Origin of the sequence: Enterobacter sp. SES19 (genome assembly GCF_011765665.1) — a bacterium.
GTDB lineage: Bacteria > Pseudomonadota > Gammaproteobacteria > Enterobacterales > Enterobacteriaceae > Enterobacter > Enterobacter pseudoroggenkampii.
On sequence record NZ_CP050320.1, the window covers coordinates 3,517,527 to 3,534,827 of the forward strand.

13 protein-coding genes are annotated in these 17,301 nt (G+C 58.1%); 6 read left to right on the forward strand and 7 right to left on the reverse strand.

Annotation, left to right across the window (positions count from 1 at the left end; genetic code table 11):
* The first annotated feature begins 12 nt into the window (after positions 1-12).
* Positions 13-2,358, forward strand: a complete 2,346-nt coding sequence (ygjK, locus tag GXP72_RS16720; RefSeq protein WP_208763143.1) for an alpha-glucosidase — start codon at positions 13-15, stop codon at positions 2,356-2,358.
* A 53-nt stretch (positions 2,359-2,411) separates the two neighbouring features.
* Here the strand turns inward: ygjK and GXP72_RS16725 are convergent, their stop codons facing one another.
* From GXP72_RS16725 to aegA, 3 genes are all read right to left on the reverse strand, one after another.
* Positions 2,412-3,455, reverse strand: coding sequence for a DUF1176 domain-containing protein (locus tag GXP72_RS16725; protein ID WP_208763926.1), 1,044 nt, complete (start codon positions 3,453-3,455; stop codon positions 2,412-2,414).
* A 101-nt stretch (positions 3,456-3,556) separates the two neighbouring features.
* Positions 3,557-4,150: a GDP-mannose pyrophosphatase NudK gene (gene nudK / locus GXP72_RS16730; RefSeq protein ID WP_032646762.1), complete on the reverse strand. Its 594-nt coding sequence runs from the start codon at positions 4,148-4,150 to the stop codon at positions 3,557-3,559.
* 66 nt (positions 4,151-4,216) lie between these two features.
* Positions 4,217-6,193 carry a formate-dependent uric acid utilization protein AegA gene (gene aegA / locus GXP72_RS16735; protein ID WP_208763144.1) on the reverse strand — a complete coding sequence of 659 codons (1,977 nt, stop codon included), beginning with the start codon at positions 6,191-6,193 and terminating at the stop codon, positions 4,217-4,219.
* A 152-nt stretch (positions 6,194-6,345) separates the two neighbouring features.
* Here aegA and narQ point away from each other — a divergent pair, with 152 nt between their 5' ends.
* Together narQ and acrD are read left to right on the forward strand one after the other, a co-directional pair.
* Positions 6,346-8,040: a nitrate/nitrite two-component system sensor histidine kinase NarQ gene (gene narQ / locus GXP72_RS16740; RefSeq protein ID WP_208763145.1), complete on the forward strand. Its 1,695-nt coding sequence runs from the start codon at positions 6,346-6,348 to the stop codon at positions 8,038-8,040.
* Positions 8,041-8,182: 142 nt separating this feature from the next.
* Positions 8,183-11,296, forward strand: a complete 3,114-nt coding sequence (acrD, locus tag GXP72_RS16745) for a multidrug efflux RND transporter permease AcrD (protein ID WP_024907572.1) — start codon at positions 8,183-8,185, stop codon at positions 11,294-11,296.
* A gap of 109 nt (positions 11,297-11,405) precedes the next feature.
* On the opposite strand, the gene ypfM is transcribed toward acrD, so the two are convergent.
* Positions 11,406-11,465, reverse strand: coding sequence for a protein YpfM (ypfM, locus tag GXP72_RS16750; RefSeq protein WP_015572204.1), 60 nt, complete (start codon positions 11,463-11,465; stop codon positions 11,406-11,408).
* 387 nt (positions 11,466-11,852) lie between these two features.
* Here ypfM and GXP72_RS16755 point away from each other — a divergent pair, with 387 nt between their 5' ends.
* The 3 genes from GXP72_RS16755 to GXP72_RS16765 are packed head-to-tail and all read left to right on the forward strand — an operon-like array spanning position 11,853 to position 13,563.
* Positions 11,853-12,203, forward strand: a complete 351-nt coding sequence (locus GXP72_RS16755; protein WP_024907571.1) for an ArsC family reductase — start codon at positions 11,853-11,855, stop codon at positions 12,201-12,203.
* Positions 12,204-12,213: 10 nt separating this feature from the next.
* Positions 12,214-13,341, forward strand: coding sequence for a succinyl-diaminopimelate desuccinylase (dapE, locus tag GXP72_RS16760; RefSeq protein WP_208763146.1), 1,128 nt, complete (start codon positions 12,214-12,216; stop codon positions 13,339-13,341).
* Between the two features lie 24 nt (positions 13,342-13,365).
* Positions 13,366-13,563, forward strand: coding sequence for a YpfN family protein (locus GXP72_RS16765; RefSeq protein ID WP_014171111.1), 198 nt, complete (start codon positions 13,366-13,368; stop codon positions 13,561-13,563).
* Between the two features lie 38 nt (positions 13,564-13,601).
* Here GXP72_RS16765 and ypfH read toward each other — a convergent pair whose 3' ends face one another.
* From ypfH to GXP72_RS16780, 3 genes are all read right to left on the reverse strand, one after another.
* Positions 13,602-14,297 carry an esterase gene (gene ypfH, locus GXP72_RS16770; protein ID WP_208763147.1) on the reverse strand — a complete coding sequence of 232 codons (696 nt, stop codon included), beginning with the start codon at positions 14,295-14,297 and terminating at the stop codon, positions 13,602-13,604.
* Between the two features lie 73 nt (positions 14,298-14,370).
* The gene (locus tag GXP72_RS16775; protein WP_208763148.1) at positions 14,371-16,317 is read right to left on the reverse strand and encodes a GNAT family N-acetyltransferase; all 1,947 of its coding nucleotides are present in this window, start codon (positions 16,315-16,317) and stop codon (positions 14,371-14,373) included.
* The gene (locus tag GXP72_RS16780; protein WP_023308754.1) at positions 16,317-17,186 is read right to left on the reverse strand and encodes a neutral zinc metallopeptidase; all 870 of its coding nucleotides are present in this window, start codon (positions 17,184-17,186) and stop codon (positions 16,317-16,319) included. Before GXP72_RS16780 ends, GXP72_RS16775 begins: the two co-directional genes overlap by 1 nt.
* Between the last annotated feature and the right edge of the window lie 115 nt (positions 17,187-17,301).

Below are 17,301 nucleotides of genomic sequence, written 5' to 3' on the forward strand. Positions count from 1 at the left end.
GGATCTTCCGATATGAAACTCAGCCTTACACCGCTGGCCTGCGCGCTGGCGCTCAGCTTTTCGGCTCACGCCACCGCTCCTGCTGATTTTAAAAACGTCATCAACCGTACCGGTGCGCCGGAATACATGCACGATTTCGACGCTGACGACCACCAGCGGTTTAATCCCTTTTTCGATTTGGGTGCCTGGCATGGTCATTTGCTGCCGAACGGGCCGCAGACCCAGGGAGGATTTCCCGGCGTAGCACTGCTCACCGAAGAGTACATTAACTTTATGGCGACCAATTTCGATCGCCTGAATGTGTATCAGAACGGCAAAAAAATCGATTTTACCCTTGAGGCTTACAGCCTTCCCGGCGCGCTGGTGCAAAAGCTGATCGCGAAAGATGTGCAGATCGTGATGACGCTGCGCTTTGCCACCGCGCGCACCTCGCTGCTGGAGACCCGCATCACCAGCAAGGCACCGCTGGAACTGGTGTGGGACGGCGAACTGCTGGAAAAGCTGGAGGCCAAAGAGGGCAAACCGCTGTCGGATAAGACCATCGACGGCGCGTATCCGGATTACCAGCGCAGGCTGGTCCCCACCCGTGACGGCCTGAAAGTGACCTTTGGCAAAGTGCGCTCCACCTGGGATCTTCTGACCTCCGGCAGTTCCGAATATCAGGTGCATAAATCCCTCCCCGTCGAGACCACCGTCGACGGGCATCGCTTTACCAGCCGGGCACACATTACCGGCAGCACCACGCTGTATACCACCTACTCCCATCTGCTGAATGCCGATGAGGTGAAGCGCGAGCAGGTGCAGATCCGCGATATTCTGGCGCGCCCGGCCGCTTATATGACGGCCTCGGAGCAGCGCTGGGAGGGCTATTTGCAGAAAGGGTTAACTAACCCTAACGCCACGCCAGAGCAAACCCGCGTGGCGGTGAAGGCCATCGAGACGCTGAACGGCAACTGGCGCTCGCCGGGCGGCGCGGTACGCTATAACACGGTGACGCCATCCGTCACCGGACGGTGGTTCTCCGGCAACCAGACCTGGCCCTGGGATACCTGGAAACAGGCGTTTGCCATGTCGCATTTCAACCCGGATATCGCCAAAGAGAACATTCGCGCGGTCTTCTCCTGGCAAATCAAACCCGACGATCCGGTACGCCCGCAGGATGCCGGCTTTGTGCCGGATCTCATCGCCTGGAACCTGAGCCCGGAACGCGGCGGCGACGGCGGCAACTGGAATGAGCGCAATACTAAACCGAGCCTGGCAGCGTGGTCGGTGATGGAGGTATATAACACCACGCAGGATAAAGCCTGGCTGGCAGAAATGTACCCTAAACTGGTGGCCTACCACGACTGGTGGCTGCGCAACCGCGACCATAACGGCAACGGCGTGCCGGAGTACGGCGCGACGCGTGACAAAGCCCATAACACCGCCAGCGGGGAGATGCTCTTTACGGTCAAAAAAGGCGATAAAGAGGAATCGCTTTCCGGCCTGAACAACTATGCCCGGGTGATCGACAAGGGCCATTACGACAGTCTGGAGATCCCGGCCCAGGTTGCGGCCTCGTGGGAATCAGGCCGCGATGACGCCGCCGTATTCGGTTTTATCGATAAAGCCCAGCTGGATAACTACGTCGAAAACGGCGGCAAGCGCAGCGACTGGACGGTGAAGTTTGCTGAAAATCGCGATAACGAGGGCAAGCTGCTGGGCTATTCGCTGCTGCAGGAGTCCGTCGACCAGGCGAGCTACATGTACAGCGACAATCACTATCTGGCGCAGATGGCGAGCCTGCTGGGTAAAGAGCAGGAGGCCAGCCGCTACCGCCAGCTGGCGGATAAGCTCGCGACCTACATCAATACCTGCATGTTCGACGCGAAGAGCGGTTTTTACTATGACATCCGTATCGAGGATAAACCGCTGGCGAACGGCTGTGCGGGCAAGCCTATCGTCGAGCGCGGTAAAGGACCGGAAGGCTGGTCGCCGCTGTTTAACGGTGCGGCAACGCAGGCGCATGCGGATGCCGTGGTGAAGGTGATGCTGGATCCGAAAGAGTTCAACACGTATGTGCCGCTCGGGACTGCCGCGCTAACCAACCCGGCATTTGGTCCGGATATCTACTGGCGTGGCCGGGTGTGGGTCGACCAGTTCTGGTTTGGGCTGAAAGGGATGGAACGCTATGGCTACCGGGAGCAGGCTCAAACGCTGGCAGAAAACTTCTTTAAGCACGCGAAGGGATTAACGTCCGACGGCCCGATTCAGGAAAACTACAACCCGCTGACCGGCGCGCAGCAGGGCGCGCCTAACTTCTCATGGAGCGCGGCGCATCTTTACATGCTGTATAACGACTTTTTCCGTAAACAGTAACGGGGGTAGGGTCTGCTTTGCCGGGTGGCGCTGGCGCTTACCCGGCAGAAAAGCTACCGCGTGATCCACAGCGTGGGCCAGGCATCTGGCCCATTCCAGTTGTCGCAGCTGGGCTCCTCGGCGTAGCGCACCAGGCGGAAACGCTGGCCGTCAAAACGCCAGCGCGTCTGGATCCCGCAATCGCCCATACCGCGTCCCAGCGCGAGCGTTGTCAGCTCGCGCGTCTTCTCATCGAAGCTGGCGTTCATCAACTCCATCTCACTGCCGTCGCTTGACGGCGTAAACGGCAGACGCAGCCTGACGCTGCGGGCGGTGAACGGTTTTTTACGTGATACCAGCCACGCCAGATCAACCGTGTTATAGGCCCCCGCCTCGCAGCTGACGATCAGCAGCGCTTTGTCATCGGTTAACGCGGTCACGCGCACTTCCCGGCGGTTAGGATCCAGCGAGCACTGGCTGCTGTTCATCCGTCCGGTACCATAGTCCAGCAGGTCGTTCAGTTCGGCGTGGGAGAGTGGCGTCGGGGTCGGGTTGACGACCGCCACCTTTTTTAAGGCGGGTGCAGGCGGAACGCTTAACGGCGGATCGTCACCTTTCTTGATCCACGCGGTTTCGCTGCCGACGCGCTTTTGCTGCGCATCAATGAACAGCAGCGCGGCTTTCAGACCGCTCAGTGAAATGACCTGCTTACCGCCGCGCAGGGTCAGGGACTTCCCTTCCTGGATGTTTTTCAGAAAGGCGGTGATGGTGGCCGCATCGTCCGTTTTCAGATGCCAGGGCGTGAGCTGCCAGCGCTGTTTGTCGAGCTTCAGAGGAACGTTATCCAGCAGCAGGCGGGGAGCAATCTCAGGCTCTTTAACGGAGGGAGTATCAAGACCGCCGAGATCGATACGCAGCGTGGCATCCGTTTTCGCCCCGGCGCTTCGGGTGAGCGTCATGACCAGACCACGATGTTCGCCCGTGTTGCGGGCAAGGCAAAAGTTCTGGTTATTGCAGGTCACCTGCCAGTCAGAAAAGGCTTGCTGCGCGGGTGCAGCCCGCACCTGCGGCGCGAGGAGCACCCAAAACAGGGAAAATAAAAAGACGCTGTAGCGCATGAATGACACAATCCCGGAACGAAAACGCATAACTGGGCAGTATCTTCGCGTTCCCGCCGGGGTTGCTCAATCGGATTTATCAGATATACCCGAAAAACAGGCTATATCCGTTCGAAAGGGGTATTCATCAGCCCGGTAGTCTGTAAATACTGCAGTAATATCACCGCCTTACCGTCCCTGATTTCCCCTGTTCGCACCATCTCCAGCGCTCGGGCAAAAGGAAGCTCCAGCACTTCGATATCTTCATCCTCGACGCCACCGCCCCGGTGAGTGCGCTGCGCGTCGCTGTATTCCGCGATGAAGAAATGGACGATTTCCGTCACGCCGCCGGGCGACATAAACAGCTCGAAGACCTTTTTGACCTCGCCCACTTCGAAGCCGGTTTCTTCAACGGCCTCTTTGCGGATGCAGACTTCCGGTTCATCATCATCGAGCAGGCCCGCGCAGGTTTCAATCAGACGTCCGTCAGGGTTGCCATTGACCCATGTCGCCACCCTGAACTGGCGGATCAGCACCACGCTCCGCTTTTCACGGTTATAGAGCAGAATAGTTGCTCCATTGCCACGGTCGTAGACCTCGCGTTTGTGGCGGATCACTTCACCGTTGTTACGTGTAAGATCATAGGTGATGTTACGCAGGACAAAGTAGTTTTCAGAGAGAATTTTGTCTTTGATAACGTCAATTTTCAGGGTCATACTGGCTCCACGACACAATGAGTCGTCCTATACTACGCCGTGAATCCCGCTTTGTCGCCCGCCGGTTTAATGATGTTTTGGCGCGTTAACCCCAAGCCAGTCGAGTATCCCTTGCGCCGCATGACGCCCTTCCGCCATGGCGGTCACCACCAGATCCGCGCCGCGTACCGCATCGCCCCCGGCGAAGATCTGCGGGTTAGTCGTCTGGTAACGGTAACGGCTCTCGACGGAGGCTACGATCCGCCCCCAGTCATCCGTTTCGACACCCTGCGCCTGCAGCCACGGCATCGCGTGCGGGTTAAAACCAAACGCCATGATGACTGCATCCGCGGCCATCACGAACTCACTGCCCGCCACGGGAACCGGTCGCCGCCGTCCCTGCGCATCCGGCTCTCCGAGTTCGGTACGCAGCATCCGGATACCGTTGACTCTACCGTTCGGATCCAGCGTCAGCTCAACCGGCTGGACGTTAAATTCAAACGCCGCGCCCTCTTCTCTGGCGTTCTTCACCTCTTTCTTCGAGCCCGGCATGTTGGCCTCATCCCGACGATAGGCGCAGGTCACCTTCGCCGCACCGTGGCGTAACGCGGTGCGGACGCAGTCCATGGCGGTATCGCCCCCGCCAAGCACCACCACGTTTAAGCCATGGGTGTCGATGAACGGTTCGCTGGCCGTCGCCTCCAGCCCCATAACATGCCGCGTGTTGCCCACCAGGAAAGGCAGCGCGTCATAGACCCCTGGCGCGTCTTCATGCGGGATACCCGCCTTCATCGAACGATAGGTTCCCACGCCAATAAACAGGGCGTCGTAATCGTGCTTTAACTGCGACATCGACACGTCCTGACCCACCTCGCAGTTCAGCTCGAAGCGGATCCCCATCGCAGTAAATATCTCTCTGCGCCGCGCGAGCAGCGATTTGTCCAGCTTGAATGCCGGGATGCCAAAGGTCAGCAATCCACCGATTTCCGGATGCCGGTCATAGACCGTCACGCTCACGCCGCGACGCGCCAGCACGTCGGCGCACGCCAGCCCGGCAGGCCCCGCGCCGACAATCGCGACACGTTTATCTGTCGGCGTGACGGCGGACATATCCGGCCGCCAGCCCATCGCCAGCGCCCGATCGGAGATATAGCGCTCGATGTTACCGATGGTCACGGATCCCGCCTCTTCACGTATTGTGCAGGCCCCTTCGCATAATCGGTCCTGCGGGCAGACGCGGCCGGTAATTTCAGGTAAACAGTTGGTCTGATGAGAAAGCTCGACCGCACCGGCGATATCTCCCGCGTTGAGGCGCTCAATCCACTGTGGGATGTGGTTATGCAGCGGGCAGGTCCATTCGCAAATGCTGTGCTCTCCGCATTTCAGGCAGCGCGACGCCTCGCGGGCGGCCTGCCCGTCCCGGAACGGCAGGTAAATTTCGTTAAAATGGCTTACGCGCTCGGCGGCAGCCAGTTTATCGGGCTCGCCGCGTGGCGCCGTCCCCTGCATCTGCTGCAGTTTGGTGCGCGGAGCATCTTCTCCGACGGCCTCAGCATGCCAGGGCTGCGCCTCCAGGCAGGCCGTGCGCTGTCGGCGCGATTTCGCCAGATTATCAAGGACAGCAGGCGTCGCCAGTGAGAGGACATCTGCCGGGCAATTTTCGATACAGGCCGGGCCCTGTGGCCGCGTCAGACAGAGATCGCATTTATTCGCCGAGGCCTTCACGCTGCCGTTGTCGAGCGGGGTGACGATAATCTCCATCGTGCCAAACGGGCAGGCCACCACGCAGGCCTTACAGCCGATGCATTTTTGTTGATTCACCTGTACGCTGTCATCGCATTTGCTGATGGCACCGTTCGGGCAGCTTTGCGCGCAGGGTGCATTTTCACAATGATGACAGGTCACGGGGCTGCTCTTCTCACCGGATCTCAGGACCGTAATACGGGGATGAAAATGGCGCTCGCTCAGGACATGCTGCTCATCGTTGTGCGCCATCACGCAGGCCACTTCGCAGGCGCGACACCCAATGCACTGCTGGCTGTTAGCCATAATAAAACGATTCATAACCACACCTGTTTTTGGTTCAATAACCTTTCTCTTTATAAGAGTATGGTATTTACGCATCACGGCGCGATCGGGCAATGTTCAAATGCCCGGAATGCCCAATTATTTCCAGTGAACCTGTGGCAGATCAATTTTATTCAGAGAGCCGTTCTGTGACCGTTAAACGACCCGTTTCCGGAAGCCTTGCCTGGGCTTTCTTTTCGATCATTGCCTTATCCGTGCTGACCAGCACCGTCGCGCTGCTGACGCTGGCCAGCAGCCAGCGTGATGCCGAAGCCATTAATATCGCCGGCTCGCTGCGCATGCAGAGCTATCGTCTGGGCTACGAGATGCAGCGCAACAGCCCTTCCCTTGCTGCACATCGCGAGAGCTGGCAACAGACGCTGAGCGCGCCTGCCCTGCAGAAGCTGGACCGCTGGTACGTCCCGGACAATGTTAAAGCGCGCTACCAGCAGCTGCACGCGGCCTGGCAGGAGATGAATGCGCACATCGCCCGCGGCGACAGCGCGTGGTATCAAACCCATATTGAGGATTTTGTCGGCCGCATTGATGCCTTTGTGCTCGCCCTTCAGCACTACACCGAACATAAAATTCAGACGGTGACCCTGCTTTCCCTGGCAGGCGCTCTCGGGATCCTGCTGCTGACGCTGTTTACCCTGCGACGCATCCGTCGCCAGGTGGTGCTGCCGCTTAACAATCTGGTGGCGGCCAGCGAACGGGTTGAGCGCGGGGAATTTGCAACTCCGGCGCCGGATTCCGCCCTGCCGAATGAGCTGGGCCAGCTCTCCCGCGCCTTCAACCACATGTCCGCCGAATTAGATACGCTCTACCGTTCGCTTGAGGCTTCGGTCGCGGAAAAAACGCGGCACCTGCACGAAGCCCACCAGCAGCTCGACATGCTGTTCAAGTGCTCGCAGGCGCTGAATACCGGCCAGATAGACAGCCACTGTTTCCGGCATATCCTGCAGATTGTCCATGACTATACGCAGATGAATTATCTGGAGCTGCGCACCAGCGACGACTGGCGGCTGTGTGAAGGGAAGGAGTCCAGGGGGATCCCTCTACAAAACCTGCCGGTACTGATGCAGGACACCCTTTACGGCGAGCTGCGCTGGCAAAGCGAAACGGACAGCGTCCCCCTTCCGCTGATGAGAAGCGTGGCGACCATGCTCGGGCGCGGGCTGTACTTTAACCAGGCGCAAAAACATTACCAGCAGCTGCTGCTGATGGAAGAGCGCGCCACCATCGCCCGCGAGCTGCACGATTCGCTGGCGCAGGTGCTGTCGTATCTGCGCATTCAGCTTGCGCTGCTCAAACGCGCCGTGCCGGAGGAAAATACTCCGGCGCAGACCATCATCTCCGACTTCTCCCGCGAGCTGAACAACGCCTGGCAGCAGCTGCGCGAACTGCTCACTACCTTCCGCCTGACGCTGAACCACGCGAATTTACCCGCGGCGCTGCAGGAGTCCCTCGACGTCCTGCAGAGCCAGACGCAGGCTAAGCTGCATCTCGACTGTCGCCTCTCCTCGCTGGCGCTGGACGCGCAAAAGCAGGTGCATCTTTTACAGATCGTGCGTGAGGCCGTGCTGAACGCCATTAAGCACGCGCAGGCCAGCGAAATCGCGGTGAACTGCGTGACGGCAGCGGACGGTACGCACTGCGTCAGCATTCGTGACAACGGGATCGGAATTGGCGAGGCCAGCGAGCCGCCGGGACACTACGGGCTGAACATTATGCGTGAACGCGCGCAACGGCTTGGGGGAACACTACACTTTTCACAGCCGCAAAACGGCGGCACGCTGGTCAGCGTGACGTTCCCGGTGCCCACGCCGTTAACAGGTAAATAACGGTAAAGGGGCAAGCGCAGGGAAAAGCGCATGATAATTTACATTATCTCCTTTATTTCTCCACGTTTGACCTGCCCCTTACCGCTAAAGTTATGCGGGCAATAAACAATAATGACGTGCAGCAAAACGAGGTCACACTTTCATGGCGAATTTCTTCATCGATCGCCCCATTTTTGCCTGGGTGCTTGCCATCCTGTTGTGTCTGACAGGTGTCCTGGCGATTACTTCACTTCCCGTTGAGCAATACCCCGACCTGGCACCGCCTAACGTGCGCGTCACCGCCAACTACCCCGGCGCGTCCGCGCAAACGCTGGAAAATACCGTGACGCAGGTTATCGAGCAGAACATGACGGGTCTGGATAACCTGATGTACATGTCCTCGCAAAGCAGCGCCACGGGTCAGGCGACGGTCACCCTGAGCTTTAAGGCGGGCACCGACCCGGACGAAGCGGTGCAGCAGGTCCAAAACCAGCTGCAGTCGGCCATGCGCAAGCTGCCCCAGGCGGTGCAGAACCAGGGCGTGACCGTGCGTAAAACCGGTGATACCAACATATTGACTATCGCCTTTGTCTCGACAGATGGCTCGATGGATAAACAGGACATCGCTGACTACGTCGCCAGTAATATTCAGGATCCTATCAGCCGGATTAACGGCGTCGGAGATATCGACGCCTACGGCTCACAATACTCGATGCGTATCTGGCTCGATCCCAACAAGCTGAACAGCTACCAGATGACGGCAACCGACGTGACGGATGCCATTAAAGCCCAGAACGCCCAGATTGCCGTGGGGCAACTGGGGGGAACGCCTTCCGTTGATAAGCAAGCCCTGAACGCCACTATCAATTCGCAATCTCTGCTGCAGACGCCGGACCAGTTCCGCAACATCACCCTGCGCGTGAATCAGGACGGGTCGGAAGTGCGTCTGGGCGATGTCGCCACGGTGGAAATGGGGGCGGAGAAATACGACTACCTGAGCCGCTTTAACGGCAATCAGGCCTCCGGTCTGGGAATTAAACTGGCCTCCGGCGCGAACGAAATGGCGACGGCGAAACTGGTGTTAGATCGTCTGGACGAGCTGTCGCAGTATTTCCCGCACGGGCTGGAGTATAAAGTCGCCTATGAAACCACCTCCTTCGTTAAAGCGTCGATTGAGGACGTGGTGAAGACCCTGCTGGAAGCCATCGCGCTGGTGTTCCTGGTCATGTACCTGTTCCTGCAAAACTTCCGCGCGACGCTGATCCCCACCATTGCCGTCCCGGTGGTGCTGCTGGGGACCTTTGCGGTGCTGTACGCGTTCGGGTACAGCATTAATACCCTGACGATGTTTGCCATGGTGCTGGCGATTGGCCTTCTGGTGGATGATGCCATCGTGGTGGTTGAAAACGTCGAGCGCATCATGAGCGAAGAAGGACTCACTCCGCGCCAGGCGACGCGCAAATCCATGGGGCAAATTCAGGGGGCGCTGGTCGGTATTGCGATGGTGCTGTCGGCCGTCTTTATCCCGATGGCCTTCTTTGGCGGCACCACCGGGGCGATTTACCGTCAGTTCTCGATAACCATCGTCTCGGCGATGGTGCTCTCCGTGCTGGTGGCGCTGATCCTCACCCCCGCGCTGTGCGCCACCATTCTGAAACCGCTGCACAAAGGGGAGCATCACGGTCAGAAAGGCTTCTTCGGCTGGTTTAACCGGATGTTCAACCGCAACGCCGCCCGGTATGAATCTGCCGTCGGTCGCGTACTGCACCGCAGCCTTCGCTGGATGATGATTTACGTTGTGCTGCTGGGCGGCATGGTCTGGCTGTTCCTGCACCTGCCCACCTCGTTCCTGCCGATGGAAGACCGGGGGATGTTCACCACCTCGGTGCAGCTTCCGAGCGGCGCAACGCAGCAGCAGACGCTGAAAGTGGTCCAGAAAGTGGAACAATACTTCTTCACCAAAGAGAAAGATAACGTGGTGTCGGTCTTCTCTACCGTCGGCTCCGGTCCGGGCGGGAACGGGCAGAACGTCGCCCGCATGTTCGTCCGCCTGAAGGACTGGGACGAGCGCGATACCAGAACGGGAACGTCATTTGCCATCATTGAACGTGCGACCAAAGCCTTTGCGCACATCAAAGAGGCGCGCGTCTTTGCCAGCAGTCCGCCGGCGATAAGCGGGCTGGGCAGTTCTGCCGGTTTCGATATGGAGCTGCAGGATCACGCCGGGGCGGGCCACACGGCGCTGATGGCGGCACGCGATAAGCTGCTAGCGCTGGCGGGCAACGATCCGGGCCTGACCCGCGTTCGCCATAACGGCCTTGATGATAGTCCGCAGCTCCAGGTGGATATCGATCAGCGTAAGGCGCAGGCGCTGGGCGTCTCGATCAACGATATCAATGACACCCTGCAGACGGCGTGGGGCTCGAGCTATGTGAATGACTTTATGGACCGCGGACGCGTGAAAAAAGTGTATGTCCAGTCCGCCGCGCCGTTCCGCATGCTGCCGGACGATATAAACCGCTGGTTTGTCAGAAATAATGCTGGCGGCATGGTGCCGTTCTCCGCCTTTGCTAATTCGCACTGGGAGAGCGGCTCGCCGCGCCTGGAGCGCTATAACGGCTATTCTGCGGTTGAAATCGTCGGGGAAGCCGCGCCGGGCGTCAGTACCGGTACTGCCATGGACACCATGGAAAAACTGGTGCAGCAGCTGCCCGCCGGTTTTGGTCTCGAGTGGACGGCCATGTCTTACCAGGAGCGTCTCTCCGGGGCGCAGGCCCCTGCGCTTTATGCGCTTTCGCTGCTGGTGGTCTTCCTCTGCCTTGCCGCACTGTATGAGAGCTGGTCGGTCCCGTTTTCGGTCATGCTGGTGGTGCCCCTTGGGGTTATCGGTGCGCTGCTGGCGACCTGGATGCGCGGCCTGGAGAACGATGTCTACTTCCAGGTGGGCCTGCTCACCGTCATTGGGCTGTCGGCGAAAAACGCCATTCTGATCGTTGAGTTTGCCAACGAGATGAATGCCAAAGGCCACGAGCTGATGGCCGCTACGCTGCACGCCTGCCGTCAGCGCCTGCGTCCGATCCTGATGACGTCGCTGGCGTTTGTCTTTGGTGTTCTGCCAATGGCAACCAGCACGGGCGCGGGCTCCAGCAGCCAGCATGCGGTCGGGACCGGGGTGATGGGCGGCATGATTTCGGCCACCATTCTGGCCATTTACTTCGTTCCGCTGTTCTTTGTGCTGGTGCGTCGCCGCTTCCCGCTGAAGGAACGTCCTGAGTAAGTGGTTGAAATAAAAAAAGGCGGCTTTATCGGCCGCCTTTTTATTGTGTGATTAATTCACACTATGGTTATTTTACTTATTTTAGTGCTCTTGCAATTCTTACTGAATGTCATTTACGAAGCATGCCTTCGATAAAATCTTTCCAGTTCCCCAGTTCACGTTCAATCATAACAACCTCTCTTATTATTATGCGCATTCTACAAAAACGTACCATCATTGTGAAGGCTATTTAACCAATTGCTGTGATTGTACCCCACGTCCTGCGGGGATTTATGATAAATATGAACGGAGAGCCCTCAATTTTTTGTGACGGCCAGCAATATTTTGAAATAACCCTACGGACGGGTGAGTTTTATTTTATTGGCTGACTTTATTGGGTTTTTAAAGTTTATGGACATCTATGCTTAAATGATGAAAGAATATTCAGCGTACAGTTGTGAGTCGAATTAAGAAGACACATTAATCCAGACGATTCCTGAATGTGTTATATTCCACTTAAGGATATATCTTCGAATTTACTGAACATTTAATTATCAGAACATCAAAAGGATTCACCATGGTTGTGATGTACGGCATTAAAAATTGCGACACCATCAAAAAAGCCCGCCGCTGGCTGGAAGCAAACAGCGTGGAGTACCGCTTCCACGATTACCGTGCCGATGGGCTCGATGCAGAATTTCTGCATAGCGCTATTCGCGAACTGGGCTGGGAAGCCCTGCTGAACACCCGCGGTACCACCTGGCGTAAACTGGACGACTCTCTGCGCGCCAGCATCAAAGATGCCGACAGCGCGGCAAAACTGATGCTCGAGATGCCGGCAATTATCAAACGCCCATTGCTCTGCGCGCCAGGGCAGCCTATGCTGCTGGGTTTCAGTGAAACCCTTTATTCCGACTTTTTTCGTTGAGGTGTAGTTTATGTCATGCCCGGTCATTGAGCTGACTCAGCAGCTTATTCGCCGTCCTTCCCTTAGCCCGGACGACGCAGGTTGTCAGGCTCTTATGATTGAACGCCTGCGTGCCATCGGTTTTACCGTTGAACACATGGATTTTGGCGATACCCAGAACTTCTGGGCGTGGCGCGGTCAGGGTGAAACGCTGGCCTTTGCCGGGCATACTGACGTCGTTCCCGCAGGTGATGCGGATCGCTGGATTAACCCGCCGTTTGAGCCGACCATTCGCGATGGCATGCTGTTTGGTCGCGGCGCGGCAGACATGAAAGGCTCTCTGGCGGCGATGGTCGTGGCGGCAGAACGCTTTGTGGCGCAGCATCCGAACCACAAAAACCGTCTCGCGTTTTTGATAACCTCCGACGAAGAAGCCAGCGCCCATAACGGTACCGTGAAGGTCGTTGAAGCGCTGATGGCGCGCAACGAGCGTCTGGACTACTGCCTGGTCGGTGAGCCGTCCAGTACCGAAGTGGTGGGTGATGTCGTCAAAAACGGGCGCCGTGGCTCGCTGACCTGTAACCTGACCATTCACGGCGTTCAGGGGCACGTTGCGTATCCGCATCTGGCCGATAACCCGGTACATCGCGCTGCGCCGATGCTGAACGAACTGGTGGGCATCGAGTGGGATAAAGGCAACGAATTCTTCCCACCAACCAGCATGCAGATTGCGAACGTCAAGGCCGGGACCGGCAGCAACAACGTGATCCCGGGTGATTACTTCGTCCAGTTTAACTTCCGCTTCAGCACCGAACTGACCGATGAGATGATCAAGGCGCGCGTTATCGCCCTGCTGGAAAAATATCAGCTGCGCTACACCGTGGAGTGGTGGCTTTCCGGCCAGCCGTTCCTGACGCAGCGCGGTAAGCTGGTGGATGCGGTGGTGAACGCCATCGAGCACTATAATGAAATTAAGCCACAGCTGCTGACAACGGGTGGCACTTCAGACGGACGCTTTATCGCCCGTATGGGCGCCCAGGTTGTCGAACTGGGGCCAGTAAACGCAACCATTCATAAAATAAATGAGTGTGTCAATGCGGCAGATTTGCAACTGCTGGCCCGTATGTATCAACGTATTATGGAGCAAATCGTCGCCTGACGAACGCTCTGAGAGGAATAGCGAATGGATTGGCTTTCAAAGTACTGGTGGATTCTGGTGTTGGTTTTTCTGGTTGGCGTATTGCTGAACGTGATTAAAGACCTGAAGCGCGTTGACCATAAAAAATTTCTCGCCAACAAACCGGACCTTCCCCCGCACCGTGATTTTAACGACAAGTGGGACGATGACGACGACTGGCCGAAGAAAGACCAGAAGAAGTAATCGGTCTGTATCCCCTCTCCTGTGGAGAGGGGATAACCTCACATAAACTCAACAATATCATCATTATCCGGCTTACCGCCGCTGAGCGCTTCATCAAAGTAGTGCTTCGGTACGGTATAGCGCAAACGATCGAGCGCGAACTGCATGCTGCGGTCGTCGATGGCGTGGCCCAGATCGTCAACGATATCCAGCGTCACATCCCCACCTTCGCGAATCAACGCTTCCTGGGCAGCAACCGCATGCGAGAGCTCAATCACCCGGTCTTCGCCGCCGTGGATCAGGTGGATCGTGGTCTGCGTGGTTGCGCTTGCCGGTAACGTCGCAAAACGGCCGTTAAACGCGATTACCCGTGAAACCAGACCCGGCTGCGCTTTAACGCTTTCCAGCGACATGATTGACCCCTGTGAGAAGCCAATCAACGCGGTCGCGTCGGCACCCACGCCGCTCTGCTGTTGCCAGTAGCGGACGATATCGATAAAGGTCGGCATGATGGCATCGATGCGCGCCTGACGGTTCTCTTCCGTCACGCCCTGAACCGAGAACCACTGGCGCCCGTTCGGGCCGCATGGCTCAACGCCACCGATGCTGACAATCAGCGCTTCGGGGAAAATGGGCGCAAACCAGCTGCCAATCTGACCCATATTGACGGCATTATCGCCAACACCATGAAACAGAAGCAGTAACTGTTTAGCCGGTTTGTCAGGGCTTTGAACAACAAAATGGTCGTGTTTCATGGTGGTCTCCTTAATAGATGACCTGGATTCTACGCCTCCCGGCGGGAATGACCATGCCACTTTACTGAAGAAGTCATTGAAAAAATTGCCATTGCAAAATGGCTTCCTTCAACCGCTGGCAGCGCGGATAATCAAGGCTTTCAAGCGCTTGCGCGGTTTCACTGCGCAGCTTTGCCAGCAACGCTTTTCGCCCGACCTCATCCGCTTTCCCTGCCATTTTCCCCCGCAGGGCCGGAAGCGGCATATCAACGGTGAGCAACAACCGCGTCAGCGCGGCAACCGAGGTTGAAAACGCCCGATGGGCAAACGCAAACCCCGCCAGCTCCCGCCAGTCGTCACTATTAAGGGTAGCTTCCCAGCCGTCTTCCACCGGGATCTTTTCACCGTTCCAGGCCGACAGGACGCGCATATCCCGGCACAAACGCTGATGTTCCTGCGCGCACAGCTGACGCCCGGCTTCGTTCAGCGGCAGCAGCGCCATCGCCGTGTAGCAGCCGCTGCTGGCTTCCCGATGGCTCCCCATCCGCACCAGCACAAACCCACATTGATGCCAGAAATGCCACAGCTCGTCGGTATAACCAAAACTCACCGACAGATAGTCTTCCCCGCTGGCGCTACGGATAAGCCGTTGCCCGATGCCTTCCCGCTGGCGCAGGGGGTGAACCGCAATGCGGCTAACCCGTCGCCCTTTCAGCGTCGCCGCGAGTGGCGATCCGCCGTGCGCCGCCAGCGACTGCGCCACGAGATTCCCGCGTGGACGCCGGTATCCCGCCCACACGGCGCGGCTAAGCTCAGGGGACAACCCGCCCTCTTCCACCAGCCAGAGCGCGCCGGCGATCTCTGCCTCCGTCCCGGCAACAGCAAAGTGCTGGCCGGGCGCGTCCATCATCCGGCGTAAATCGAGCGGTGAAGTACGATAATGTGCAGCACACAGCAGTTCATAAACGCTTGCCACGCATGCCGGGTCACTCTCCCACGTCCGCGGCGCCAGCGGCGTTATACGCACGTCGCCTTCCGGTTTGCGATCGATAAGCGCATCATCAAATAACAGTGCATTCGCCACGAATCGCTCAAGCGGGCATCCGGCAGCCCAGCGAATGGGGGTCGATAAGGCATAATGCCGCAATCCACTGAAACGAGCGCAGAACTTCAGCAGGAATCCCCTGCCCGTCCCCTCATAGCCCTGGACCGTGGTGGTTAACACTACGCGCGGAAAACGCGTCACCAGCTTCTCCAGCAGCGGACCAGGGATCGCAGCCGCTTCATCGACAATCAGCCAGTCAGCCTGATGTGAAGAGGCCAGCAGCGCGTCCGGAGCCATAAAGTCGAAATGCTCGCCCGCAAAGCGCGCAATGATATCCGTTGCCCCTTTAGCCGGTGCAGTGACCACCGCACTCCCCTGAATGCGACTGAGCAGCATCCCCGCCAGCGCTGACTTTCCGCGTCCGCGCGGTGCCGTTACGGCTGCAATGCCCGCAGGCATGGTCAGAAGCACGTCGAGGATCTCCGCCTGCTCGCGCTGCGGTGCGCCGCTGGCAGGCTGCCAGGCGGGTAAATCCGGCGCAACGGGAACGGACAAGAGACGATGCTGATGCCAGACAATCGCATCCGAATCGGCGGCAAGCGTCCGGCAGAAGTGGTGCACAAAGTGTGGAGTGGCGATCGGCTCCGCGCTGTCGCTCCAGCGCAAAGAATCGCTGTCAGGCCTGTCGGCCCAGTCAGCAAGCGGAGGGACCCGCAGCACCAGAAGGCTTCCGGCGCTCAGCGTTCCACTCAGGGCGGCAAACGCGGCGACATCAAACCCGGTGCTGGCGTCAAAAACGGCATGCCGGAACTCGCGTCCCAGCAGGCCGCTGATGGCTTTTGAAGGATGTTCGTGAAGTCTTACCCAGTCTCCGGGCAAGGCGTCACGCAGGGCAACCGCCTGGCTTAACGTCCACTGCGCCTCACCGCTGAGCACCACCAGCCGACGATGGCCGGTGCGCTCAAGCTCGCGTATCAGCTGATCAAACGCCAGCATTACATCGCTTTGCCAAAGGTATTACACTGCGCCGGGTCGCCGCTGTCGAAACCGCGTTTAAACCAGCTGTAGCGCTGCTGTGAGGTACCGTGAGTGAAACTGTCCGGTACGACGCGCCCCTGGCTCTGCTGCTGAAGACGGTCGTCACCGATCGCCTGAGCGGCATTCAGCGCCTCCTCAAGATCGCCGGATTCCAGCACGCCCTGCTGCTGCATGCTGTGACCCCAGACGCCCGCGAAGCAGTCCGCCTGCAGCTCCATTTTGACGGACAGGCGGTTCACTTCAGCCTGAGACGCATTTTGCTGCAGCTGGCGTACTTTTGGCTCAATCCCCAGCAGCTTTTGCACGTGATGGCCAACCTCATGCGCGATCACGTAGCCCTGGGCAAAATCACCGTCGGCGCCAAGCTTGCGTTTCATGTCATCGTAAAAAGAGAGATCGATATAGACGGTACCGTCTGCCGGGCAGTAGAACGGCCCCATCACGGATTGCCCGGTGCCGCATCCGGTGCGGGTTGCCCCCCGGTACATCACCAGCTTCGGCTGCTGGTAGGTACGCCCCATTTTCTCAAACAGCTGACTCCAGGTGTCTTCTGTTGTGGCGAGAATAACGGAGGTAAATTTGGCCGCTTCATCTTCATTCGGGCTGATGGAGCGCTGAGAATGCTGCTGCTGTTGCAGCGGCTGACCGGTCATCAACCCGGTGAGGTCAACGCCGTAGTAACCCGCGACTAACACCACAATCAGCAGGATGATGCCGCCCTTGCCGCTGGGTAACCGGAAGCCGGGCCCCCCCATTGAAGGACCGCCGCCACCATCACTGCGTCTGTCTTCTACATTGTCACTTTCACGACGCCCTTGCCAGCGCATAACCACCTCGAACTATTCCATTTATAATAGCTATGATCGTAGGCGGTTAACGGCAAGATTACCATAGGAAACAAAGGTAAGACGCCAAAGGATGCGAACATCCTTTGGCAGGTGA

Coding starts and splice junctions, on each gene's coding strand:
- nudK (WP_032646762.1), bottom strand. CDS start 4,150: ATGACCCTGAAAATTGACGTTATCAAAGACAAAATTCTCTCTGAAAAC.
- GXP72_RS16780 (WP_023308754.1), bottom strand. CDS start 17,186: ATGCGCTGGCAAGGGCGTCGTGAAAGTGACAATGTAGAAGACAGACGC.
- GXP72_RS16765 (WP_014171111.1), top strand. CDS start 13,366: ATGGATTGGCTTTCAAAGTACTGGTGGATTCTGGTGTTGGTTTTTCTG.
- GXP72_RS16775 (WP_208763148.1), bottom strand. CDS start 16,317: ATGCTGGCGTTTGATCAGCTGATACGCGAGCTTGAGCGCACCGGCCAT.
- GXP72_RS16725 (WP_208763926.1), bottom strand. CDS start 3,455: ATGCGCTACAGCGTCTTTTTATTTTCCCTGTTTTGGGTGCTCCTCGCG.
- acrD (WP_024907572.1), top strand. CDS start 8,183: ATGGCGAATTTCTTCATCGATCGCCCCATTTTTGCCTGGGTGCTTGCC.
- aegA (WP_208763144.1), bottom strand. CDS start 6,193: ATGAATCGTTTTATTATGGCTAACAGCCAGCAGTGCATTGGGTGTCGC.
- dapE (WP_208763146.1), top strand. CDS start 12,214: ATGTCATGCCCGGTCATTGAGCTGACTCAGCAGCTTATTCGCCGTCCT.
- ypfH (WP_208763147.1), bottom strand. CDS start 14,297: ATGAAACACGACCATTTTGTTGTTCAAAGCCCTGACAAACCGGCTAAA.
- ygjK (WP_208763143.1), top strand. CDS start 13: ATGAAACTCAGCCTTACACCGCTGGCCTGCGCGCTGGCGCTCAGCTTT.
- GXP72_RS16755 (WP_024907571.1), top strand. CDS start 11,853: ATGGTTGTGATGTACGGCATTAAAAATTGCGACACCATCAAAAAAGCC.